The organism is Micromonospora sp. NPDC003197 (assembly GCF_053590565.1).
In genome coordinates this window covers 124,898-147,105 of sequence record NZ_JBSFTE010000011.1, presented here as the reverse complement: position 1 = coordinate 147,105, position 22,208 = coordinate 124,898, and the positions used below count along the sequence as shown (strand labels likewise).

Annotated in this window: 22 protein-coding genes; 11 read left to right on the top strand and 11 right to left on the bottom strand. The window is 69.0% G+C overall.

Annotated features, from left to right (window positions below):
• Window positions 1-66: 66 nt before the first annotated feature.
• On the bottom strand, window positions 67-3,843 hold the full coding sequence (locus ACWDV4_RS14875; protein WP_449978553.1) for a WG repeat-containing protein: 3,777 nt from the start codon (window positions 3,841-3,843) through the stop codon (window positions 67-69).
• A gap of 344 nt (window positions 3,844-4,187) precedes the next feature.
• Between ACWDV4_RS14875 and ACWDV4_RS14870 the strand changes: the two genes are divergently transcribed.
• The 3 genes from ACWDV4_RS14870 to ACWDV4_RS14860 are packed head-to-tail and all read left to right on the top strand — an operon-like array spanning window position 4,188 to window position 6,692.
• Window positions 4,188-4,859 (top strand): ABC transporter permease, encoded by a 672-nt coding sequence (locus ACWDV4_RS14870; RefSeq protein ID WP_449978551.1) that lies wholly within the window; start codon window positions 4,188-4,190, stop codon window positions 4,857-4,859.
• On the top strand, window positions 4,852-5,667 hold the full coding sequence (locus tag ACWDV4_RS14865; RefSeq protein WP_449978548.1) for an ABC transporter permease: 816 nt from the start codon (window positions 4,852-4,854) through the stop codon (window positions 5,665-5,667). Before ACWDV4_RS14870 ends, ACWDV4_RS14865 begins: the two co-directional genes overlap by 8 nt.
• A complete protein-coding gene (locus tag ACWDV4_RS14860) occupies window positions 5,664-6,692 on the top strand; it encodes an ABC transporter ATP-binding protein (protein WP_449978545.1) in 1,029 nt (342 codons plus the stop codon). The genes ACWDV4_RS14865 and ACWDV4_RS14860 overlap by 4 nt, the downstream gene beginning before the upstream one ends.
• Before the next feature lie 21 nt (window positions 6,693-6,713).
• Here the strand turns inward: ACWDV4_RS14860 and ACWDV4_RS14855 are convergent, their stop codons facing one another.
• Window positions 6,714-7,331, bottom strand: coding sequence for a helix-turn-helix domain-containing protein (locus ACWDV4_RS14855; RefSeq protein WP_449978542.1), 618 nt, complete (start codon window positions 7,329-7,331; stop codon window positions 6,714-6,716).
• 66 nt (window positions 7,332-7,397) lie between these two features.
• On the opposite strand from ACWDV4_RS14855, the gene ACWDV4_RS14850 reads away from it, so the two are divergent.
• Window positions 7,398-8,084 carry an AzlC family ABC transporter permease gene (locus ACWDV4_RS14850; RefSeq protein WP_449978539.1) on the top strand — a complete coding sequence of 229 codons (687 nt, stop codon included), beginning with the start codon at window positions 7,398-7,400 and terminating at the stop codon, window positions 8,082-8,084.
• Complete coding sequence (locus ACWDV4_RS14845; protein ID WP_449978536.1) at window positions 8,078-8,431, top strand: AzlD domain-containing protein; 354 nt, start codon at window positions 8,078-8,080, stop codon at window positions 8,429-8,431. The genes ACWDV4_RS14850 and ACWDV4_RS14845 overlap by 7 nt, the downstream gene beginning before the upstream one ends.
• A gap of 28 nt (window positions 8,432-8,459) precedes the next feature.
• Here ACWDV4_RS14845 and ACWDV4_RS14840 read toward each other — a convergent pair whose 3' ends face one another.
• The 3 genes from ACWDV4_RS14840 to nadA all read right to left on the bottom strand — a co-directional run bounded on the left by ACWDV4_RS14840 (window position 8,460) and on the right by nadA (window position 11,966).
• Window positions 8,460-9,068 (bottom strand): DUF3043 domain-containing protein, encoded by a 609-nt coding sequence (locus tag ACWDV4_RS14840; RefSeq protein WP_449978533.1) that lies wholly within the window; start codon window positions 9,066-9,068, stop codon window positions 8,460-8,462.
• A gap of 122 nt (window positions 9,069-9,190) precedes the next feature.
• Window positions 9,191-10,546: a UDP-N-acetylglucosamine 1-carboxyvinyltransferase gene (murA, locus tag ACWDV4_RS14835; protein ID WP_449978531.1), complete on the bottom strand. Its 1,356-nt coding sequence runs from the start codon at window positions 10,544-10,546 to the stop codon at window positions 9,191-9,193.
• A 250-nt stretch (window positions 10,547-10,796) separates the two neighbouring features.
• The gene (gene nadA, locus ACWDV4_RS14830) at window positions 10,797-11,966 is read right to left on the bottom strand and encodes a quinolinate synthase NadA (RefSeq protein ID WP_449978528.1); all 1,170 of its coding nucleotides are present in this window, start codon (window positions 11,964-11,966) and stop codon (window positions 10,797-10,799) included.
• A 45-nt stretch (window positions 11,967-12,011) separates the two neighbouring features.
• Here nadA and ACWDV4_RS14825 point away from each other — a divergent pair, with 45 nt between their 5' ends.
• From ACWDV4_RS14825 to ACWDV4_RS14815, 3 genes are all read left to right on the top strand, one after another.
• Entirely contained in the window at window positions 12,012-13,187 is a 1,176-nt protein-coding gene (locus ACWDV4_RS14825) for a glycerate kinase family protein (RefSeq protein ID WP_449978525.1), read from the top strand.
• Between the two features lie 212 nt (window positions 13,188-13,399).
• Window positions 13,400-13,768 carry an iron-sulfur cluster insertion protein ErpA gene (gene erpA, locus ACWDV4_RS14820; protein WP_449978522.1) on the top strand — a complete coding sequence of 123 codons (369 nt, stop codon included), beginning with the start codon at window positions 13,400-13,402 and terminating at the stop codon, window positions 13,766-13,768.
• Between the two features lie 338 nt (window positions 13,769-14,106).
• On the top strand, window positions 14,107-15,090 hold the full coding sequence (locus ACWDV4_RS14815) for a carbohydrate kinase family protein (RefSeq protein ID WP_449978520.1): 984 nt from the start codon (window positions 14,107-14,109) through the stop codon (window positions 15,088-15,090).
• Between the two features lie 105 nt (window positions 15,091-15,195).
• Here the strand turns inward: ACWDV4_RS14815 and ACWDV4_RS14810 are convergent, their stop codons facing one another.
• Both ACWDV4_RS14810 and ACWDV4_RS14805 read right to left on the bottom strand, forming a co-directional pair.
• Complete coding sequence (locus ACWDV4_RS14810) at window positions 15,196-15,411, bottom strand: DUF397 domain-containing protein (RefSeq protein WP_449978517.1); 216 nt, start codon at window positions 15,409-15,411, stop codon at window positions 15,196-15,198.
• Between the two features lie 13 nt (window positions 15,412-15,424).
• Window positions 15,425-16,273 carry a helix-turn-helix domain-containing protein gene (locus tag ACWDV4_RS14805; RefSeq protein ID WP_449978514.1) on the bottom strand — a complete coding sequence of 283 codons (849 nt, stop codon included), beginning with the start codon at window positions 16,271-16,273 and terminating at the stop codon, window positions 15,425-15,427.
• 109 nt (window positions 16,274-16,382) lie between these two features.
• Between ACWDV4_RS14805 and ACWDV4_RS14800 the strand changes: the two genes are divergently transcribed.
• Window positions 16,383-16,691: a hypothetical protein gene (locus tag ACWDV4_RS14800; RefSeq protein WP_449978511.1), complete on the top strand. Its 309-nt coding sequence runs from the start codon at window positions 16,383-16,385 to the stop codon at window positions 16,689-16,691.
• Here ACWDV4_RS14800 and ACWDV4_RS14795 read toward each other — a convergent pair.
• Together ACWDV4_RS14795 and ACWDV4_RS14790 are read right to left on the bottom strand one after the other, a co-directional pair.
• Entirely contained in the window at window positions 16,683-16,916 is a 234-nt protein-coding gene (locus ACWDV4_RS14795) for a sulfurtransferase TusA family protein (RefSeq protein ID WP_449978509.1), read from the bottom strand. The genes ACWDV4_RS14800 and ACWDV4_RS14795 overlap by 9 nt on opposite strands.
• The gene (locus ACWDV4_RS14790) at window positions 16,913-18,064 is read right to left on the bottom strand and encodes a cysteine desulfurase family protein (protein WP_449978506.1); all 1,152 of its coding nucleotides are present in this window, start codon (window positions 18,062-18,064) and stop codon (window positions 16,913-16,915) included. Before ACWDV4_RS14790 ends, ACWDV4_RS14795 begins: the two co-directional genes overlap by 4 nt.
• A gap of 170 nt (window positions 18,065-18,234) precedes the next feature.
• Here ACWDV4_RS14790 and ctaC point away from each other — a divergent pair, with 170 nt between their 5' ends.
• Complete coding sequence (gene ctaC, locus ACWDV4_RS14785) at window positions 18,235-19,206, top strand: aa3-type cytochrome oxidase subunit II (RefSeq protein ID WP_449978504.1); 972 nt, start codon at window positions 18,235-18,237, stop codon at window positions 19,204-19,206.
• Window positions 19,207-19,215: 9 nt separating this feature from the next.
• Window positions 19,216-19,641: a cytochrome c oxidase subunit 4 gene (locus ACWDV4_RS14780; RefSeq protein ID WP_449978502.1), complete on the top strand. Its 426-nt coding sequence runs from the start codon at window positions 19,216-19,218 to the stop codon at window positions 19,639-19,641.
• A 180-nt stretch (window positions 19,642-19,821) separates the two neighbouring features.
• Here ACWDV4_RS14780 and ACWDV4_RS14775 read toward each other — a convergent pair whose 3' ends face one another.
• A complete protein-coding gene (locus ACWDV4_RS14775) occupies window positions 19,822-20,466 on the bottom strand; it encodes a class I SAM-dependent methyltransferase (protein ID WP_449978499.1) in 645 nt (214 codons plus the stop codon).
• 118 nt (window positions 20,467-20,584) lie between these two features.
• A complete protein-coding gene (gene qcrB, locus ACWDV4_RS14770) occupies window positions 20,585-22,204 on the bottom strand; it encodes a cytochrome bc1 complex cytochrome b subunit (RefSeq protein WP_449978496.1) in 1,620 nt (539 codons plus the stop codon).
• Window positions 22,205-22,208 lie beyond the last annotated feature (4 nt).

The window sequence follows — 22,208 nt, the reverse complement described above, 5'->3', positions numbered from 1 at the left end:
CCCGAGGGCGGCGAACCGCCGGATGCTCGGCTGCCCCCGAGGGCGGCGACCGTTGCCGCCCCCGGGTCAGAGCACCGGTTTGGTGTCGGCGAGGAGCCGGTCGATCTCCTCCATCACGTCGGTCCGGCTGGGATGCGTCACATCGATCAACGGCTCGCCGTGTCGGTCGAGTGCCCCCCAACGACCGGTGTTGTCGCCGACCAGGAAGGCGACCGGGTGGATCACCAGCGCCGGATGTGCGGGTGGCACGATCACCAGACCGGACCGGTCCACCACTGCCTTGTGCCCACCCGCTGCCACGATGGCCAAGCCCTCGTCGGTGAACCCGTCCAGGTAGCGGCCATCGGTCAGCGCGGTGTGGAAGCCCGAGTAGCGGGTGGGCAGCACGACCCGCCCCGCCTTGTCGACCGCACCCCAACCACCATCCCGGCGGACTGCGGCGACCCCACGGCGGAACGGGCGTACGTCGTCGTAGCCGGTCGGGACCACCACCGTGTTGGTCTTGTCGATGGCGATCCAGGCGCTCGCGCCATTGGTGGAGACCCAGGCCAGACCGTCCGAGTAGGAACCGACCCCGAGGTAGCCGGCCGACTCGTCGATGACCGTCTCGCCCGACTCGTCGATGAGTTCCCAGGTCTGCGCCTCGGGTCGACGTACCCAGGCCACGCCGTCGTGGAACGGCTGTACGTCCGCGTAGCTCGGGGCGATCGCCAGCTCGCCGTCCGGCTGGTCGTACCCCCAGCGTTGGACCTTCTCGCTGAAGGCCGGCACCGGTGGGCGGTGTACCTGAAGGATCTCGTCCCGGTGGCGGGGATACGGACCCCAGCCGTTCTTGGCCACCTTCTCGAAGACCGCGTCCAGGGCAAGTTCGGTACGTGCGATCAGGTCCGGGTCCTCGACCTTACGCAGCTCCAACGCCCGCTCGAAGTGGTTGCACGCCTCGATGTAGCGACCCTGGTCGTAGCAGGATCGGCCGGCGTGTTCGTGCATCGTGGCGCGCAGCCGGTCGGGCAGCTCCGAGGAGTTGGCCTCCTCGAACAACCGGTCCGCCTCGGAGAAGTCGCCCCGCCATTGGTGTACGTGCGCCAGCCGGGCCTGCGCGATGGCGATGCGGCGTAGCTCACCGGTGGCCTCGGCGTGCGCCAGGGCGAGTTTGCCGTCGGCGAGCGCCTTGCCCAGGTCACCGAGGATCCGGGAGACGACCGCGCGCAGGCTCAGCAGCCGGGCCCGGGCCCGGTTGTCGGTTGCCGGTTCGATCTTCTCGGTCAGCCGGTCGCGGATGGCCCGTAGCTCCTCCGGGTCCTCGACCAGCTCACGCAGGGTCTCATGGTGGAACCGCCACTCGTACGACGCGAGCACCTGTTCCGGGTCGGCAGCCGGCGGTGCGGGTGCGGCCGGTGCTGCCGGGGTCGGTTCGGGCTCCTCCGGCTTGTCCACCTGCACGATGGGGGTGAGCATCGTCGGCGCTCGGAGCGCGGTGGCCGCCCCGGCGGCCGGCCCATCCGGGCCGGGTAGCACGGTGTCCGGGCTCGCCTCGGCGACCGGTGACCCCGGCGGGCAGACGCCGGGCGGAGCGGAAACCGGCGTCGCGTCGTCGTCGGCCGGCGCGTCGGTGGGCACCGTTTCATCGGGTACGGCGTCAGCTTCATCAGGTACGGCGTCAGCCGGTGACGCGTCGGCCAGGACCGGATCGGGTACGGGCGAAGCCATCAACGGTTCCTCGGCCGATGGGTCCTCGGCTGGTGACTCCTCACCAACGGGGTCCTCGGCTGACGATTCCTCAGACGGTGGGGTGCTAGCCGGAAGGTCCGTCCCGGTCGCGTCGTCCTGAGCGGCGATGTTCTCATCCACGCTGCCCCGATCGGACCCGGCGTGTCCGTCGACGGGGACGGTAGGCCGGTCCTCGTCCTCGTCCAGGGACACCAGTTCCGGCTCCGGCTCGGACGCCGAACTTGGCTCGGACTCAGCCTCTGGTTCGGACTCCGGCTCCGCGGTCTCGGGGTCTGCGATGCCGGCTCGTGCGATGGTCGTCTCCGCCACGGCCGGCTCCGCGCTGGGCACGTCGCCGGTCGACGCGGTCGAGTCGTCGTCGACCAGTGCGGCACCCGATGTGGCACCGGTCGGTGCCGTGAGCGGTGCCACATCTTCGGTCGAAGGTACGGAGTCGGCTGTGGTCTCGGTGAGTGATGCGGAGACCGTAATCGACTCGGCAGGCTCATCGACCCGAGCGAGGTCGATGACCGGCTTGTCGGCCGACGGGGCCGATGCCGGGGTATCTGGTGCGGCCGGTGCGGCCCGGTTCCCGGCGGAGGGTGGCGATGCGGGCAGGAACTCCAGGCGTAGCCCGGTAACCGGTGGGGGTGGGATGGGCTGACGTGGCTTCTTCCCGGATTCGTCACCGAGTGGTGTACGCGGCCGTTCGGTTGGCTCGGCCCGCGACTCCACCTTCGGCTGACGCGCTGGCTCCCCTGACTGACGCGTCGGCTCCGGCCCTGGCTCCGAGCCCGACTCGATGACCGGCGGTCGGGTCGGCCGGGCGGCCGGAGTCAACCAGCCGGACGGAGCCGGTACCTCGTCCTCGGCGGGGGGCACGGCGGTCGGTGGACGTCCGACGGGCGGCATCTGGTCCGGGGCCGGCCGGTGGGGCGTCAACCAGCTGGAGTCGGCGTCTGGTGCCTGGGCGGGACGCGGCGGCGTCGAGGCGGCGTGTGGCGGTGCCGAGACGACGGGGCCCGGCGGTGCCGAAACCGGATGCGGCGGCGCGGAGATAGGACTTGGCGGTGCGGAGACGACGGGGCCCGGCGGTGCCGAAACCGGATACGGCGGCGCGGAGATGGGACCCGGCGGTGCCGAGACCGGATACGGCGGTGGCTGGGCCTGACGTGACCGTGGCTCGACCGGCGGGAGGAAGCCCTGTTCGGGCTGGCTGGGCCAGTCGCGCGGCGCCGGCCGGCCGGCTCGGGCCTCCGTTTCTCGGGGCCGCCTCGAATCGTCGTACTCGTGCGTGCCGCGAGGGGATGGCTCGTCCCAACCGTCGGTCCAGTTTGCACCGGCTGGCCGCCTCGCCTCACCCAGGTCCCGTCGGCTCGGCGGAACCACCCGTTCCTCGGTCGGATGCCGGTGCCGCTCGTGGGGCAGCGGCTGGGTCGCTTCTGGTGGCGTGTCCGGCAGCCAACCGGAGGGACGGTCGACGCCCGAGCCGTAGGTACGCCCGGTCGAGGGGCGATCATGGCGGTCCGGCTGCGCCGCCCCGTGCTCCCAACGTTCCCGTTCCCATTCCCGTTCCCGGCCCCGGTACGCGTCGTGGTCGGGTCGCGGTTCCCGCTCGCGGTACGTCTCCCGCTCGCGGTACGTCTCCCGTTCGCCGTAGGTCTCCCGCCCGCGGTGCGTTTCCCGGTCCGGGCGGGAGCCGTACGTGCGGCCGGGCTCGCGGTCCCAGGAGTCTCGCCGTGACTCGGATTCCCGCTGCTCCCTACCTGAGCCGCCAGGGCGGCCAGGGGCGCCCGAGCCGGTTCGGCCAGCCGCTGGCGACCACTGTCCATCCTGCGGCGAGCGACCATCCTGTCCGGATCGGTGTGACGGTCGAGGCGGGTACGCCCCGGCGGGGGAGGTGGGGCGATCCTCAAGCGGGTACGCCCCGGCCGGGGAGGTGGGGCGGTTCTGCGGCGGGTGAACTTCGGCCCGGCCGGAGGCGGTCGGGGTACGTCGCCGGGGTGTCCGCTGCGGTCCGATGTCGCCCGGATAGCGCTGCCCGGGGAACTGTGCGTGCCATTCGGCGGTCGGCTGAACCACCCAGGACGGTTCGGCGGGATCGCGCCAGAGGTCGGCGTACCGGTCGGTCATGAGCCGCCCCCGGGCCGGGGCGCGCGGTGCGGCCGGGAGAACGGCTCGCGTGGCTCGCTCACGGCGGTGTCACCTCGTTGAAAAATCTCGCTGGACAGTCGGCGGCCCCGGGTAGAGTCACCCGGTTCTGTGCAGCGTGGTTGTGGAAGGAGGGTAACGGCGTGGGCTCGCCTGCCGCCACTGTGGGATTGTCCCTGAATAGAAACGTTATCGCGCGGTTTTGGACATTTGCGGCGATAACCGGATCAGGTTACCGTCGCTACTCTACTTACCGTCAAGCAACGATTGCGGGCGCCTTTACCAATACCGTCTTCGGCTTTCTCAAGTGTTACGTCCTGCTCGCCGTGGCGAGTGGCGCCAGCGGCCTTGCTGCGGGCTACACCCGAGCCCAGTTGGCCACCTTCGTCTGGGTCGGGCAGGGAATGCTGGCCGTCATCCTGCTCTGGGGCTGGACCGAGCTGGCTGACAAGATTCGTACCGGCGAGGTGGTCAGTGACCTGCTGCGCCCGGTACATCCGGTGGTCAACTATCTGGCGGCGGACCTGGGCCGGGCCGGGTACGCCCTACTGACCCGCTTCGTGCCGCCGGTCCTGGTCGGGTTTGTCTTCTTTGACGTCTACCTGCCGCAGCGCTGGTACACCGGGCCGCTGTTCGTGCTCTCCCTGGCCCTGGCCCTGGTGATCTGCTTCGGTTGTCGCTACCTGGTCAATTTGACCGCCTACTGGCTGTACGACATCCGTGGTCCGATGATGTTCTGGACGCTCTCCTCGGGGGTGCTCGCCGGCCTTTACTTCCCGCTGCGCTTCCTGCCGGAATGGGGCTATGTGCCGCTGTGGTTGGCCACACCGTTCCCGAGTCTGTTGCAGACCCCGCTCGACGTGCTGGTGGAGCGGGACGCTGCGAGTGTCCAGTTGGGCATGGTGGCCGTACAGCTGGTCTGGGCCGGGCTGATCCTGGTCGCCTGCTGGCTGGTCCAGCGCCGGGCGGAACGACGGTTGGTGGTGCAGGGTGGCTGACCTGGCGACGCCGCGCGCCCGGCCCTATCTGGCCCTGCTCCGTGCCCAGACCCGCTCGCAGGCGTCCTACCGCACGTCGTTCGTGATCGACCTGGTCAGCAACGTTGGTGTCGTCGCGCTGGACGTGCTGGCCGTACTGGTGCTGTTCCGGGTGACCGGCACCCTGGGCGGGTTCGACCTACGCGAGACGACGGTCATGGTCGGTCTGTCGGCGTTCGCCTTCGCCACCGCCGACCTGACCGTCGGCAACATCGAACGGATCCGGCAGTACGTCCGCACCGGCCTGCTGGACGCGGTACTGGTCCGGCCGCTCGGGGCACTGCCCCAACTGCTGCTGATGGACGTGCCGGTCCGCAAGGTTTCCCGGTCGCTGTTCGGCTTGGCGGTGCTGGTCGCGGCGCTGGCCCATGCCGGAATCGAGTGGACCCCGGGGCGGGTGGCGCTGGTGGTGGTGGCCCCGCTGGCCGGGGTGGTCTTCTTCGGTTCGATCTTCGTCGCCGCCGCCACCGTGGCGTTCTGGTGGATCGAGTCCGGTGAGGTCGGCAGCGCCTTCACCTACGGGGGACGCGACTTCACGTCGTACCCGATCACCGTCTACAGCGGATGGTTTCGAACAGTTTTCGCGTACGGTCTGGGGCTCGCCTTTGTCAGCTACTACCCGGCGCTGGCGCTGCTCGGCCGGGCCGACCCGCTTGGTCTGCCGGACTGGGTGGGGTGGGTCTCGCCGGCCGCCGCCGTCATCGCCGCCACCGCCGCAGCCATCGCGTGGCGGATCGGCATCAGGCACTATCGGAGCACCGGATCATGAACATCATCGAGGCGCGCGGACTGCGCAAGGACTTCACGGTACGGGTACGGGCCGGCCGGCTGCGCCGGGAGAAGCGGGTGGTCTCGGCGGTCGACGGGGTCGACCTGACAGTGGCCCGGGGCGAGATGCTGGGCTACATCGGCCCCAACGGGGCCGGTAAGTCGACCACTCTGAAGATGCTGACCGGGGTGCTGATGCCCTCGGCTGGCGAGGCGCGGGTCTGCGGCCTGCGGCCGGTGGCGCAGCGGACCCGGCTGGCGATGCGGATCGGGGTGGTCTTCGGACAGCGGTCGCAGCTCTGGTGGGACCTGCCACTTCGGGACTCGTTCGACCTGCTGCGGCACATCTACCGGGTGCCGGCCGCCGACCATGCGGCCCGGCTGCGCCGCTGCCGGTCGTTGCTGGACCTGGACGAATTCCTGGACGTACCGGTCCGGCAGCTCTCGCTCGGGCAGCGGATGCGCGGCGAGCTGGCCGCCGCGCTGTTGCACGGCCCCGAGGTGCTCTTCCTCGACGAGCCGACGATCGGGTTGGACGTGATGAGCAAGCGGGCGGTACGCGAGTTCCTCGCCGAGCTGGGCCGTACCGGGGACACCACACTGGTGCTGACCACACACGACCTGGCCGACATCGAGCGGCTGTGCCAGCGGCTGGTGGTGATCGACCACGGTCGGGTGGTGCATGACGGCAGCATCGAGGCGCTGCACGCGCGGTACGGCTCACATCGGCTGGTCGTGGTCGACCTGGACGAGCCGTTGCCGGAGCCGCCGGTGCTGCCCGGGGCGCCGCTGCACCGTACCGAGGCCGAGGGTCGGCGGCTGGCGTTCGCCTGCGAGTCGGTGACGGCCGGTGAGGTGGTGGCCCGCCTGTCCGGGCTGGCCACACTGCGGGACATCGCCATCGTCGAGCCGGACATCGAGGACGTGGTGGCCCGCCTCTACACCGCCCCGGAGCCCATCCTCGCCGCCCCCACCCTCCCCGTTGATCATGAAGTTGTAGTGGCCCCGGACGGGGCGGGGCGATAACCTCATGATCAACGGCGCTGGTCAGGGGTGTTCCATCACCAGCACGGCGACGGTTCCGGGGACCAGCGCCTCGTAGCGGTGGGGAACGTCGCCGGGGAACGCGACGTAGTCGCCCGGCCCGAGTTCCACCGGTGCCGAGATGGGGCCGGTACGCATCCGTCCGGCCGTTACCACCAAATGCTCCACGCTGCCCGGGATGTGCGGCTGGGCTTCCCGTCCGGCACCCGGCTCCACCTCGATCAGGTAGATGTCCCGTCGGGCGTGTGCGGAGCCGGGGGAGAGCAGGGTGCCGGTGAAATCGGCCTGCTCGGAGCGGAGCCGGGGACCGTCGCCGGCGCGGATCACGTGTACGGCGGGCACTGGCGGCTCGATCAGTCGGCTGAACGGTACGCCCAGCGCCACCCCGAGTGCCCACACCGTCTCCACGCTCGGGTTGCCATTGCCCGCCTCCAGCTGGGAGAGGGTCGACTTGGCGATTCCGGCGCGTCGTGCCAGCTCGGTGAGGGAGAGCCCGGCCCGATCCCGTTCCCGTCGTAACGCGGCGGCGAGGTTGGCCACGGGCGACTGCGTGCCGGGGCCGGCGGGCGCAGGCTGCGCGGCGGGACCAAGCTGCTCGGCGGGCGAGGGTGCGGCGGGCATGTTCGCTCCATCGGTCGATCTGTTCGGCTTGACGAACGGCAGTCGCCGTGTTCATTATTTTGGACCATGCGTACGGTAGAACGAACGCCACGGTTGCCGCTCGTCCGGGACGTGGCCGCCATCGGCATCGCGATGCTGGCCGTCGGAGCCTCCTTTGGCGCGATCGCGGTGGCCTCTGGCCTGCCCGGATGGGCCGCCATCGCGATGTCGGTGATCGTCTTTGCCGGTGGTGCGCAGTTCATGGCCGTCGGCCTGATCGCGGCGGGCAGTCCGATCGCCGCGGTCTTCGCCGGCCTGCTGCTCAATGTTCGGCACCTGCCATTTGGACTGGCCCTGGCCGAGACGATCGGCACCCGCTGGCGGGACCGGCTGGTCGGCGGTCACGTGATGACCGACGAGAGCACCGCCTTCGCACTGGCCCAGCCGCCGGGCAGTGGGCGAAGACGTGCCTACTGGGTGGCGGGAGGCGGCTGGTTCCTCGCCTGGAATCTCGGCACGGTCCTCGGCGTACTGCTCGGTGCCCGGGTCGGTGATCCGCAACGGTTCGGCCTGGACGCCGCTTTTCCCGCCGGGCTGATCGCGATGCTGATGCCGGCGCTGCGTGAGCCACGCACCCGTCGAGTGGCGTTGACCGGTGCCGCCGTCGCGGTGCTCACCACCCCGGTACTGCCCGCCGGGCTGCCTGTCCTGCTCGCGCTGACCGGCCTGGCCGTACTGCTCCTGCCCCAGCGGGCCGGGGAGCGGCCGTGCTGACCGGCCCGAGCGCCACCGCCGCGCCGCAGGGGCCGGCCGTGCTGGTCGCGGTGATTCTGGCGCTCGCGATCGGGACGTACGCCTTCCGGCTCGCCGGGGTGGTCCTGCACGACCGGCTGGACCTGCCCGGATGGCTGCGTCAACTGCTCCCGGTCGCGGCGGCCACACTGCTGGCGGCGCTCGCCGCCACCGCGACCCTGACCGAGGGAGGTGTCTTCGCGGGCCTTGCCCGCCCGGTCGGTGTGCTGGTCGGGGTGGGGCTGGCCTGGCTCCGGGCACCGTTCGTGCTGGTCGTCGTCGCCGCAGCCGCCACGACCGCACTGCTCCGCCTGGCCGGGCTGCCCTGATCTGGTTGAGCGACCCGGCTGGGACGACCTAGATGGCTTCGCCGAGCTCGACGCGGGGGACCGGCGTACGCATCCGGCGGAACGTGATGGCCCGCATGATCGCGTAGAGGTAGAGGGAGCCCATCCGCTCGCTGGTCTTGGGGAACCGGGCGCGGACCAGCTTCTTGATCTTTCGAGAGATCAGGATCGAGTCGACCACCACGCCGAGCGCCAGGGCACCCCACAGCAGGTTGGAGACGAGCTGCACGATCGGCGGCATCCCCGGAGAGGAACCGACCAGCACGATCAGCGCGCCACCGAAGAACCAGGTGCCGACCGTACGGCGGGAGTCGACGACGTTACGGGCCAACAGCCGCTCCGGAGTCTTGTCCCGGGGGCCGCCCTCAACGCGGAACTCGGCCGCCGACTCGGCCCGCAGCTGGCGCCGCCGTTCCCGCGCCTCCTGCTTGGTGAGTGGCTTCGTCGAGGTGGCCACCCGCCGGCTCGCGGTCGGGCGCTTCGGGGTCTCCTGCCCAAGCTCTCGCTTGCTCGGTGTGTAACCCCGGGGATGGGCGGATGCGGCCTCCTCGTCGGGCGTGACCGTGGTGACGGTCTCCTCGGCGAGGTTGGCGGACTTGCGGCGAAACAGCGACGGCACGCATGAAGGGTAGCCAACGGTCGGCGACCACCGCACATCACGGTACGGCGGACGCCGGTCGTTGGCCCTGCTTGCTGGTAACCTGCCGGCCTTCTACCCCAGCCGGGGTGGCGGGAATGGCGTCAGGGACGTTCGATGTGCGCGCCGAGGGCGGCGAGCTTGGCCTCGAAGTCCTCGTAGCCCCGGTTGATCAGGTCCACGCCGTACACCCGGGAGGTCCCCTCGGCGGCGAGCGCGGCGATCAGATGACTGAACCCGGCCCGCAGGTCGGGGATGACCAGGTCGGCGGCGTGTAGCTTGCTCGGTCCGGCGATGACGGCCGAGTGCTTGAAGTTGCGCCGGCCGAACCGGCACGGCGTACCACCCAGGCAGTCCCGGTAGACCTGGATGGTGGCCCCCATCTTGTTCAGCGCCTCGGTGTAGCCCAACCGCTGCTCATAGACCGTTTCGTGCACGATCGACAGGCCCCGGGCCTGGGTGAGCGCGACCACCAGGGGCTGCTGCCAGTCGGTGCCGAAGCCGGGGTGTACGTCGGTCTCCAGAGCCACCGCGCGCAGCTCACCGCCCGGGTGCCAGAACCGGATGCCGCCCTCCTGACCGGGGGAGTTACCCCGGGGCGGGCAGGGGTCGACGACCTCGTACGCCCCGCCGACCGAGCGGAACACGTTGAGGAAGGTCATCATGTCGACCTGGTTGGCGCCGAGCACCTCGACGTCGCCCCGGGTGGCCAGCGCGGCGGCGGCCCAGCTGGCAGCCTCGATCCGGTCCGGGATGGGGCGGTGAGAATAACCACTCAGCCGCGGTACGCCCTGGATCTCGATCACCCGGTCGGTGTGCACCTTGATGATCGCGCCCATCTTCTGCAGGACGCAGATCAGGTCGATGATCTCCGGCTCCACGGCGGCGTTACGCAGCTCGGTGACGCCCTCGGCCATGACCGCGGTGAGCAACACCTGCTCGGTGGCGCCGACGCTCGGGTAGGGCAGGGCGAACTTGGTGCCGTGCAGCCCGTTGGGGGCGGTCAGGTGCAGGCCCTCGGGCCGCTTCTCGACCACCGCGCCGAACTCCCGCAGCGCCTGCATGTGGAAGTCGATCGGTCGGGGGCCGATGTGGCAACCACCCAGGTCGGGGATGAACGCGTGGCCGAGGCGGTGCAGCAGCGGGCCGCAGAACAGGATCGGGATCCGGCTGGAACCGGCGTGCACGTTGATCTCGTCGGTCGAGGCGCTCTCGACGTTGGCGGGGTCGAGGACGAGTTCACCGTCTTCCTCGCCGTCGGTGACCTTGACCCCGTGTAGGCCGAGTAGTCCCCGGACCACCTCGACGTCCCGAATGCGCGGTACGTCGTACAACCGGCTGGGCTCGTCGCCGAGCAGGGCGGCGACCATCGCCTTGGAGACGAGATTCTTGGCGCCTCGGACCCGGATCCGCCCCTGCAGGGGGGTACCACCATGTACGACCAAAACGTCGTCAGTCAACGCAAACCTCCAGCGCGTCGGTGTCACCGGGCTTCGGCTCGGAGAGAGGGGTCAGCTCGGGCAGGCAATCCACTCCGATCGCTGCCCGGGGCGCCGCCGCAGGACATGCGGCTGGCTCTGTGTCGCTCGGGCAGCATAGCGCTCGGTAAGCGCGGCGACCCGGGCAGAGCGGATAGGAAGGCGCGAATCGGCGACCGCCGTAGTTATCTGTACAAGAAAAGTTACTTACTGTGATTGTGGTGGTGATTGGTCAGGGCAGGGCGAGCATCTGGTCCAGTGCTGCCCGGGCGTGCTGAGCCGTCGAAGGGTCGACCGTGATCTGGTTCACGATTCGTCCGGCGACCAGTTCCTCCAACGCCCAGACCAGGTGCGGCAGGTCGATCCGGTTCATCGTCGAGCAGTAACAGACCGCCCGATCCAGGAACATGATCTCCTTGTCCGGGTGGGCGTTGGCGAGCCGCCGTACGAGATTGAGCTCCGTGCCGATCGCCCAGGCCGAACCGGCCGGCGCGGCCTCGATGGTCTTGATGATGTACTCCGTCGACCCGACCTGGTCGGCGGCGGTCACCACCTCGTAGCGGCACTCCGGGTGGACCAGCACATTCACCCCGGGCACCCGCATCCGCACCTCTTCGACGCTGTTGAGGGTGAATCGGCCGTGCACCGAGCAGTGTCCACGCCACAGGATCATCTTGGCTTCCCGTAGCTGCTGCGCGGTGAGCCCGCCCCCCGGCTTGTGCGGGTCGTAAAGAACACAGTCGTCGAGGTCGAAGCCCATCTCCAACACTGCGGTGTTACGGCCCAGATGCTGGTCGGGCAGGAAGAGCACCCGCTGGCCCCGCTCGAACGCCCAGGTCAGAGCCCGCTTGGCGTTGGACGAGGTGCAGACCACGCCACCGTTGCGCCCGACGAATCCCTTGATGTCCGCCGAGGAGTTCATGTACGTCACCGGCACGGTCATCTCCGCCACCCCGGCGTCGGCCAGCACCTCCCAGGCCGCCTCGACCTGGGACAACGCCGCCATGTCCGCCATCGAACAACCGGCGGCCAGATCGGGCAGGACCACCTTCTGTGCGTCGGTGGTCAGGATGTCGGCGCTCTCGGCCATGAAGTGCACGCCGCAGAAGACGATGTACTCGGCGTCCGGCCGGGCGGCGGCCTCCCGGGCCAGCTTGAACGAGTCGCCGGTCACGTCGGCGAACTGGATCACCTCGTCGCGCTGGTAGTGGTGCCCCAGCACGAACACCCGCTGACCGAGCTTGGCCTTGGCAGCGGCGGCCCGGGCGACCAGGTCCGGGTCACTGGGCGCGGGCAACTCACCCGGACACTCGACACCACGTTCGGCGGCGGGGTCGGAACCCCGTCCGAGGAGCAGCAGTGCGGTAGCGGTGTCAGACGGCTCAACCCAGGTCGAAGTCACCCGTTCATGGTCCCCCAAGCGGTGGGCCGGACGCAGCCCAAGGGCATGTGGGCTGCCACACTGCCGGGCATGCGGATCCTGATCTGTCCGGACAAGTTCGCCGGTACTCTCTCCGCCCCCGAGGTGGCCGAGGCGGTGGCCGCCGGCTGGCGTGACACCGCCCCGGCCGATGAGATCGTCACCCGCCCACTCTCCGACGGCGGGCCGGGTTTCGTGGCGGTGCTGGCCGAAGCGCTCGACGGTCGCCGGTTGCCGGTGGACACCACCGACCCGTTGGGCCGTCCGGCCGCTGGCGAGGTGCTGGTCGTCGACGATCCGGTCAGCGGCGGGCGCACCGCGTACGTGGAAAGCGCCCAAGCCTGCGGCCTGCACCTGCTCTCCGCCACCGAACGCGACCCGAAGGCCACCACCTCGTACGGCCTCGGTGTGCTGGTTGCCGCCGCGGTGGAGACCGGGGCCCGGCGAGTGGTGATCGGCCTGGGCGGGTCCGGCACGAACGATGGCGGTGCCGGGATGCTCACCGCGCTGGGCGTGACCCCGCTGGACGAGACCGGATACGCCCTACCGTACGGCGGTGCCGCCCTGGTCGCCGTGGCCGCGTTGGACGGCGTACCCCGGGTGCGGGGGGTGGAGTTGGTGGCCGCCACCGACGTCGACAACCCGCTCACCGGCCTGCACGGCGCAGCCAGCGTGTACGGCCCGCAGAAGGGGGCATCCCGGGCAGACGTGCTGTTGCTGGACTCCGCGCTGGAGCGCTTCGGTGCGGTGCTGGAACGGGACCTGCCCGCCTGCCCGCCGGGACTGGCCGCCCAGCCGGGAGCCGGTGCCGCCGGTGGACTCGGCGCGGCGATCCTCGCCCTGGGCGGTCGGTGTGAATCGGGCATCGGGCTGCTGAGCCGCCTGATCGGGCTGGACGCTGCGATCGACCGGGCCGATCTGGTGATCACCGGCGAAGGATCGTTCGACCACCAGTCGCTGCGCGGCAAGCTGGTCGCCGGGGTCGCGGGGGCCGCCCGGGATCGGGGGCTGCCGTGCGTGGTGCTCGCCGGCCGGTGCAGCACCGGCCGCCGGGAGGCAGCCTCGGCCGGGGTGACCGAGTTCTACAGCCTGGTGGACCACTTCGGCGGCGAGGAACATGCTGGCGTCGAGCAGGCGCTGGCCCGACCCGCCGAGGGACTTCGCGAGATCGCCGCCCGGCTGGCGCGCCAATGGAGCCGCTGAGGTGTGTGAGGGGTGCGTGCGGGTGTTAGGAAGGGCCCCTTCCTATCGTTTTTTGTATAGGAAGGGGCCCTTCCTAACAGCCAAGGCCCAGTCAACCGGGTGACGTACGCCGCACCGACCTACAATCGAGGCGGCACCTGATTGGGAATCACTGGCCATGCGGATAGCGTTGGCCAGTACGTCCAGACCGAACGCGCGCAGGGAGAATACAAGTGACCACGCCAGCGCAGACCGAGTCGACCGAGGCCCAGGCCCCGACCACCATCGTCCTCACCGACGTCGCGGCGCAGAAGGTCAAGGCCCTGATCGAGCAGGAGGGCCGTGACGACCTGCGGCTGCGGGTGGCGGTGCAGCCGGGAGGCTGCTCCGGCCTGCGGTACCAGTTGTTCTTCGACGAGCGTTCGCTCGACGGGGACATCGTCACCGACTTTGACGGTGTCGAGGTTGTCGTTGACCGGATGAGCGGCCCGTACCTGGCCGGTGCGACCATCGACTTCGCCGACCGCATCGACGCCCAGGGCTTCACCATCGACAACCCGAACGCGCAGAACTCCTGCGCCTGTGGTGACTCCTTCCACTGAGTCGACCTCTGCTTCGTCTGGCGGGGCCGCCCAGGCACTGACCGACCACCGACCGGATTTGTCCGGCCGGTTGACGGGATCGGTGTTGGGGCGGCCCCGCTGTCGTTCTCACCGATCACCAGCCGGCTCGTCCGGGTACGCAACTGGGCACGACCGGCGTACGGCGGCGGTTCCAATGATCTTCGGTCGGCCGTCGGATGACCTCCGGGTGGCCTTCGGGCGACCTCCGGGTGGCCTTCGGGCGAGGAATGCGCAACCAGATGACATCGATCGGGTGCCCGGACCGGTAGGCTGACCGGCGCTGAGCCGTCCGCAACCGATTTCGAGGGCCAACCGAGATGAAGATCGCCGTTACCGGTTCGATCGCCACTGACCACCTGATGCACTTTCCCGGGCGGTTCGCCGATCAACTCATCGCCGATCAACTGCACCAGGTGTCACTCTCCTTCCTCGTGGACGACCTGGTGGTACGCCGGGGCGGGGTGGCGGCCAACATCGCCTTTGGCATGGGCCAGCTCGGGCTGAACCCGGTGCTGCTCGGGGCGGTCGGTGCGGACTTCGCTGACTACCGCTCCTGGCTGGAGCGGCACGGCGTCGACTGTGTGTCGGTGCACATCAGCGAGGTCGCGCACACCGCCCGGTTCGTCTGCACCACCGACGTCGACATGTGCCAGATCGCCTCCTTCTACGCCGGGGCGATGAGCGAGGCCCGCAACATCGAGCTGGCGCCGGTCGCCGATCGCATCGGCGGGATCGACCTTGTCGTGGTCGGTGCCAACGATCCGGCGGCGATGCTCCGCCACTCCGAGGAGTGCCGGAGCCGGGGGTACGCCTTCGCCGCCGACCCGTCCCAGCAGCTCGCCCGGATGGACGGCGAGGACGTGATCGGGCTGATCGACGGCGCGGAATACCTGATGACCAACGACTACGAGAAGTCGTTGCTGATGAGCAAGGCCGGCCTCACCGAGGACCAGCTGCTGGACCGGGTCAAGATCCGGGTCACCACGCTCGGCAAGCGCGGAGTGGAGATCGTCGGTCGGGACATCGAACCGATCCACGTACCGATCGCCCGCGAGATTCAGGCCTTCGACCCGACCGGGGTGGGCGACGGCTTCCGGGCCGGCTTCCTGGCTGGTCTCTCCTGGGGCCTGGGCCTGGAGCGGTCCGCACAGGTCGGCTCCCTGCTGGCCACGCTGATCCTGGAGACCGTCGGCACCCAGGAGTACGAGGTGCGCACCGACGTCTTCGTCAAGCGCCTGGCCGAGTCGTACGGCGACACCGCCGCCGACGAGGTACGCCAGCACCTCCTCGGCATCGGCTAGCCAGCCGAGGCACCGCTTCGTGATCAAGAGGTTTACGTCACCCGGTCCACGCCTACATGACGCAAACCTCTTGATCAACGGGGGAGGGGCCGGGCGCGCGGTGAATCAGTTGACCTGGTGGCTGACGAATGTTGCCGATCTGACGGCGGACAGGAACGCGGACCACTGGGTCGACGTGAAGACGAGGGTTGCCTGTGAGGAGGCCTTGCTGTCGCGTACGGCCACCTGGCCGGGCAGGTGGGCGCACTCGACACAGTCACCGTTGTTGGTGCTGCGGCTGCTCTTGAACCAGTGGGCGGTGGAGTGGTCAGGATGGGACACGGTTGCCTCCGGGCTAGGCCGCGCCGGCGAGCTCCCTGATCAGCGCCCGTGACTCGGCGGGCGAGAGGGCGACCTGGCGCAGGTTGTCGGCAACCATGCTATAGGTCCGCACCCCGTCCGGGTCCTGTACGTACATCGCCCCGTCGAGCACCTCCGTGTAGGCGATGGGGCGGACGTGCGTGAAGTCCAACACGACGAACTTGCCAATTGCGCCAGCCGCATGTGGACCGTCCTCCGGGCGGAGCACCTGGATCGTCACGTTGGGCAGTTCCGACATGGTGACGAGGTGGGCGAGTTGTGCCAGCCGGGTCGCATCGCCGTTGACCCGCAGTCGTAGTGCCGCCTCACCGATCACCGCGTGCAGGCTCAGTGGCGCGTCACCGGTGAGCCGTTGCGCTCGGGACTGGCGGAACGCGACGAAGCGTTCAGCATGATCAGGTCGGACGAAACCGGTGCCCAGGGTCAGCGCCTGTGCATAGTCCTCGGTCTGCAACAGGCCGGGAATCACCAAGGACTCGAAGGCGAATGCGCTATCCGCCAGCCCTTCGAGACCGACGAAGGTCTTGAACCAGTCGGGCATGACGTTCGCCCAGGGAGCCCACCAGGTTTTGGCGTCGGACCGGCCCGCCAGCGTCGTGAGCCGTTCGATCGCGCCTTGGTCCGCGCCGCAGGCCCGCAACACCGCCGCGATGTCGTCGGGGAACTGCTGGTAGCGCCCGCTCTCCATGTGTCCGAGCTTTGGCTTGCCGATGCGGGTTGCGGCGGCCAGTTCGCTGAGCGACATCGGCACTTCACGCCGGTAGCGGCTCAGTTCCGCGCCGATCAACCAGCGCAGCGCCGACGGGTCAGTGCGGGTGCTCACCAGGGCTCCACCTCTCGTCCGATCGATAGAAGCATCATCCGGGTAACCCTTTCGTTACGCAAGGCTAGCTGCTATACGTATAGCTACCCGACGTGATTTGAGGTTCCAGATGCGTGATGCAACGCCTCAACCGCTCGGTACCCCGGAGGAGTTCCACCAGATGCTGGTCGACATAGCGGTCGACTTCGCACCCCGGCGCTTCGCGATCTGTGAGGAGTACGGCGACCGGCTTGACGGTCGGGTCTTCGCGTGGGGCTTGGCGTTTGAGGAGCAGGCCCTGGTCAGTGACGTCGAGTGCAGGTTCCTGGGGCGCTTCCAGGCTGCCGACAGCGCGGTGCGGCTCTTCTCCCGCACCGGACGGCACCTGCGGCTGATCTGGGTTGATGAGGTGTCGTCCGGCCCAGCCGAGTCACTGTAAGCGGCGGACGTCGTACGCCGGGGCGTCGTCCACGCGCGACGCGCCGATGAACTCCTGCCCCCGCATCCGACACCAGGCCGGGAGGTCGACGGCGGCGGCTGGGTCGTCGGCGAGCACCCGGACCACCGTGCCGACTGGCAACTCGGGCAACCGGCGGGCGATCGCTATCACCGGCAACGGACAGCGCTGACCGCGACAGTCCAGGATTTCCGTTGGTTCGCTCACAGCCCCACCACCCCGGCCTCGGCCCGCAGGTCCGCCACCACCTGCGGCAACTCGGCGAGAAACCGGTCCACCTCGGCCTCGGTGGTCTCCCGGTGCAGCGAGACCCGTACGTTGCCGTGGGAGAGCACCCCCATCGCCTCCAACACATGTGAGGGTCGCAACGTCGAGGAGGTACACGACGAACCCGACGAGACCGCGAAGCCGCGCCGGTCCAGCGCGTGCAGCAGCGCCTCGCCGTCGACGTACAGGCAGGAGAAGGTGACCAGGTGGGGGAGCCGGTCGACCGGGTCGCCGACCACCATCACGTCCGGCACCGTCGCCGGCACGGTTACCCGGATCCGGTCCACCAGCGCCGAGAGCCGGGCCGCCTCGGCGGCCGCGTCGGCGACCACCGCGCGCAGCGAGGCCGCTGCCGCGACGATCGCGGGCAGGTCAAGCACCCCCGGTGTACGACCGGCCTCCCGATCGTCGGCCGGATAGGGCGACTCCCAGCGGGTGCCTTTGCGGACCACCAACAGTCCGACGCCGGGCGGCCCGCCCCACTTGTGGGCGCTGGCGGTCAGCACCGACCAACCCTCGGGGACCGGTGCCCGGCCGACCGACTGGGCGGCGTCGACGTAGAGCGGCACGCCAGCGTCAGCACACACCTGTGCCGCCTCGGCTACCGGTTGCACCGTACCCACCTCGTGGCTGGCGCTGATCAGTGCCGCCAGCGCGACTCCGGGGGCAGCGACCGCCGCTGACCAGGTCGCCAGGTCGAGCCGGCCGAGGGTGTCCACCGGCACCGACACCGCCGACCCACCGGTCGAGACGTGCCGCTGCGCGGCATGCAGCACTGCGGAGTGTTCGATCGCCGAGTGCACCAGTTCGCCGCCGGTACGTCGGCGGCCGGCCAGTCCGCCCAGCACCGCCGCGTGCGCTGCGGTCGTACCGCTGGTGGTGAAGGAGAGCTCGTCGGGGCGTACCCGGAGAATCTCGGCGGTCGTGGCCCGCGCCGCGTCCAGGAGTTGGCGGGCCCGGCGGGACTTCGCGTAGAGCTTGCCCGGGTCGGCCCAGCCGTCCTCCAGGGCGGCGAACAGCGCCTGCCGGGTCACCGGATGTAGTGGCGCGGCGGTCGCCGCGTCGAGGTAGACCGGTGGGACGTTCACGACGGAAACGGTAGCGCGTCGCAGGTGGGCAAGATCCCCGACCGGATGACCTGGCTACCCCAAGGCTGCCCAGGCTGTCATGGTCGAGTAATCTGCGACCGTCGGTGACGCCTTTGCCGCTGGTGCTGACGAAACAGACATCAGGCGGCGCGCTAGGGAGGCAGGACCAGGTGGTCTCAAGGGGTTCGGAGGTACGGCCTTCGGCTGTACGACACAGTGCTCCCCAGAATGCCGCTGGGCGTGGCCCACGGCGTGGTGTTGGACGGCTTGCCGGTCTCGGTGCTGGTGGGGCGGCGCTGCTCGTCCTGCTCACCGGTTGCGACGTCGGCAAGACGTTCGGCGGGTTCGGCTGGCCGCAGGGTGGCATCACGCCCCAGGCCAACAAGATGTACGACCTGTGGATCGCCTCAGCCATTGCCGCCCTCGCGGTCGGCATCTTCGTCTGGGGTCTGATCTTCTGGTGCGTCATTCGCTACCGCAAGCGGGGCGAAGAGCTGCCGGTGCAGACCCGGTTCAACATGCCGATGGAGTTCCTTTACACCATCGCGCCGATCCTGGTCGTCGCCGTGCTCTTCTACTACACGGCGATCGTGCAGACCAACGTCGACAAGGTCGGCAAGAACCCGGACGTCGTCGTCGAGGTCGTGGCGTTCAAGTGGAACTGGCAGTTCAACTACCGCGACGGCATCGGGGTGGACGCCAACACGGTTGCCTCCACCACGGGCACCACCGAGATCATTCCGGTGCTGGTGCTGCCGACCGACCGGACCATCCGGTTCGAGGAGACCAGCCGGGACGTCATCCACTCGTTCTGGGTGCCGGAGATGCTGTTCAAGCGGGACGTCTTCCCGGGTAAGGCGCGCAACGTCTTCGAGGTGACCAACCTCCAGACCGAGGGCGCGTTTGTCGGCCGGTGCGCCGAGCTGTGCGGCACGTACCACTCGATGATGAACTTCGAGCTGCGGGCGGTCAGCCCGGAGAAGTACGACCGGTTCCTCGCCGCCAAGCAGGACGGGATGACGACCCAGGCCGCGCTGGAGTCCATTGGTGAGGCGCCTTACGCCACCACGACGCACCCGTTCGACACCAAGCGCGACGAGCAGAACTTCAACAAGACCAGCGCTGCCGGCATCGGAAACTGAGGACCAGGCATGAAGACTGAGTGGCGGATCTTCGGTATCGTCGCGAGCTTCCTGATCGCTGTCTCGATCGTCTACGCCGTGTGGACCGATGGGCAGCTTGGCCACGTGGAGTGGGCCGGCACCACGGCCCTGATCCTCTCCGCTCTGCTCTGCGCGATGTGCGGTGGCTTCTTCTGGTTCGTTTCCCGTCGTATCGACCCGCGGCCGGAGGACCGGCCGGACGCGGAGATCGCCGAAGGGGCGGGCGAGATCGGCTTCTTCAGCCCGGGTAGCTACTGGCCCCTCGGGTTGGCGCTGGCCGCCACGATCGCCGGCGCGGGTCTGGCGTTCTGGCAGGTCTGGCTGATCCTCGTCGGTGGGGTTGCGATCATTTTCGCCGCGTGCGGATTGCTCTTCGAGTACTACACCGGCACCCGGCGTACCGCCGAGCACTGAGTTCGACCCTGCCGTTGCCCCGGCCAGCCCACCGGCTGACCGGGGCAACGTCGTTTCCGGAGGAGACAGCAACGTCGTTCTCGAGGAAATCAGTGCGCTGGGAAATCATCGCGGAACTCTTCCAGCGGCTGTCCGCCATTGCTTTCCGGGATGGTGCTTCCAGCCGCCTGAGATGGCGGCTCAGGGCTTGGCCAGCAGTATCTGTGTCGCAATAACCGGGCGGCCGTTCATGGTCTCCACGGCGATTTCACGGGTGGCAACCAGGATGAAGTTGGCCAGCAGGTCGTACAGCCAGTCCAGGGTGTGGTGCCGGCAGACCGCGCCATCGGCGGTCTCGAAGACGCCGTAGCTGCCGTACCTCTCGGCGAATTTCTGATATCGGGAACGGTTGCGTTGGTCTGCTTGTAGACACAGGTCGCTGACGTAGAGGAATCCGCCCGACCGCAGCACGCGGTGCAGCTCCGCGACCAGCTCGCGCTGCCCTGCATCGGTGACCACACATGTCAGAACCGCGAAGAGCAGTACCACGTCGATGCTTTCGTCGCCATGGGGTAGCCCGGGCGTGTGGTCGAGAACTGTGAACCGCGCGCCCGACTGTTCCTGCCGGGCACGGGCGATGAGCTGCGGAGCGGAATCCACTCCTTCGACGTTCTCAAAGCCCCACCCGGCGAGCAGCCCCGCCAGGCGCCCGTACCCGCAGCCGTAGTCGAGGATGCGCGCCCGCCGGTCGATCCGGTCCAGCCACGAGGGCTCCGGTGGATGTCCAAAGGATTTCGTCGTCCCGATGGAGTTCCAGTACGCCACTTGGTTGTCCAGCTCGGTCATGCCGGTGACCCTGTCACACCCGGTCGCCGCCGCTCGAGTGGATCGACCCGCGAACGAGAGTGGCGCCCGCCGGAATCGGCGGGCGCCACTCGTCGGTGACTGGGCTATCGGCTACGGCTTACTTGCCGCTGCTGCCGACCTCCTTCTGCTCCGGTCGCGGCTCGACCGGCGGGTGACCCGGCGAGACCGGAGCCTCGACCGGCTTCTCGATCGGGTAGAAGAAGCCCTTGATGGCTGGGCCAAGCGCGCCGAGCCGGTTCATCTTCTTCGGTACGACCCAACCGACGTAGTCCAGTTCGCCGTGACCGTGCTCGTCGGGCGTGGTGAGCGGCTGGTGCACCTCGACGAAGCGCCCGTCGGGCATCCGGCGGATGATGCCGGTCTCCACGCCGTGCGCCAGCACCTCACGGTCATGCTGCTGGAGACCCAGGCAGATCCGGTAGGTGATGTAGTAGGCCAGCGGGGGCAGGATCAGCAGGCCGATCCGGCCGACCCAGGTCATCGCGTTGAGGCTGATGAAGAACTTCTCCGCGATGACGTCGTTGGCGCCGGAGAGGGTCAGGACCACGTAGAACGTGACCGCCATGGCGCCGATCGCCGTCCGGTTGGGCACGTCACGCGGACGCTGGAGCAGGTTGTGCCGCTCCTTGTCCTTGGTCATCCGTGCCTCGATGAACGGGTAGGCCAACGACAGCCCGACCAGGATGCCGGGGAGCACGACCGTCGGCCAGAACATCGGCGGGATGACGTAACCGTCCCCGATCGGGATGACGATCTCCCAGGCCGGCATGAGTCGGGTCGACCCGTCGAGGAACATGACGTACCAGTCGGGCTGGCTGGCTGCGGAGACCACCCATGCCTCGTACGGGCCGAAGATCCAGATCGGGTTGATCTGGAAGAGACCGCCCATCAGCGCGATCACGCCGAAGACGACCATGAAGAAGCCGCCCTGCTTGAGCGCGTAGCGCGGGAACATCCGCTCGCCGACCACGTTCTTGTTGGTCCGGCCGGGGCCGGGCCACTGGGTGTGCTTCTGCTTGAAGACCAGCCCCAGGTGGGCACTGATCAGTGCGACCAGCAGACCGGGGACCAGCAGCACGTGGGCGATGAAGAAACGGCTGATGATGATGTCGCCGGGGAACTCGCCACTGAAGATCGAGGAGGTCACCCAGGAGCCCACCACCGGGATGGAGAGCATGATCGCCGAGGCGATCCGCAGACCGGTGCCGGAGAGGCCGTCATCCGGGAGGGAGTAGCCGGTGAAGCCGGCGAGGAAGCCCACCCAGAACAGCAGCGAACCGATGATCCAGTTCAGCTCACGCGGCTTGCGGAACGCGCCGGTGAAGAAGACCCGGAGCATGTGCACCACGATGGAGGCCATGAACAGCAGGGCCGACCAGTGGTGCATCTGCCGCATGATCAGGCCGCCACGGACGTCGAACGAGATGTCCAGGCTGGAGGCGTACGCGGCCGACATGTGCGTCCCGCGCAGCGGGGCGTAGCTGCCGTTGTAGGTGACCTCCTGCATCGACGGGTCGAAGAAGAAGGTCAGGAAGACACCGGTCAGCAGCAGCACGATGAACGAGAACAGCGCGATCTCGCCCAGCAGGAACGACCAGTGGTCCGGGAATACCTTGTTGAGTATCCGCCGCAGCGGGGTGGCTACCTGGAGCCGGTCGTCGACCTGGCTGGCTGCCTTACCCGGCAGCGCGGCCACGTCCATTTTTCGACGCTTCACCGCA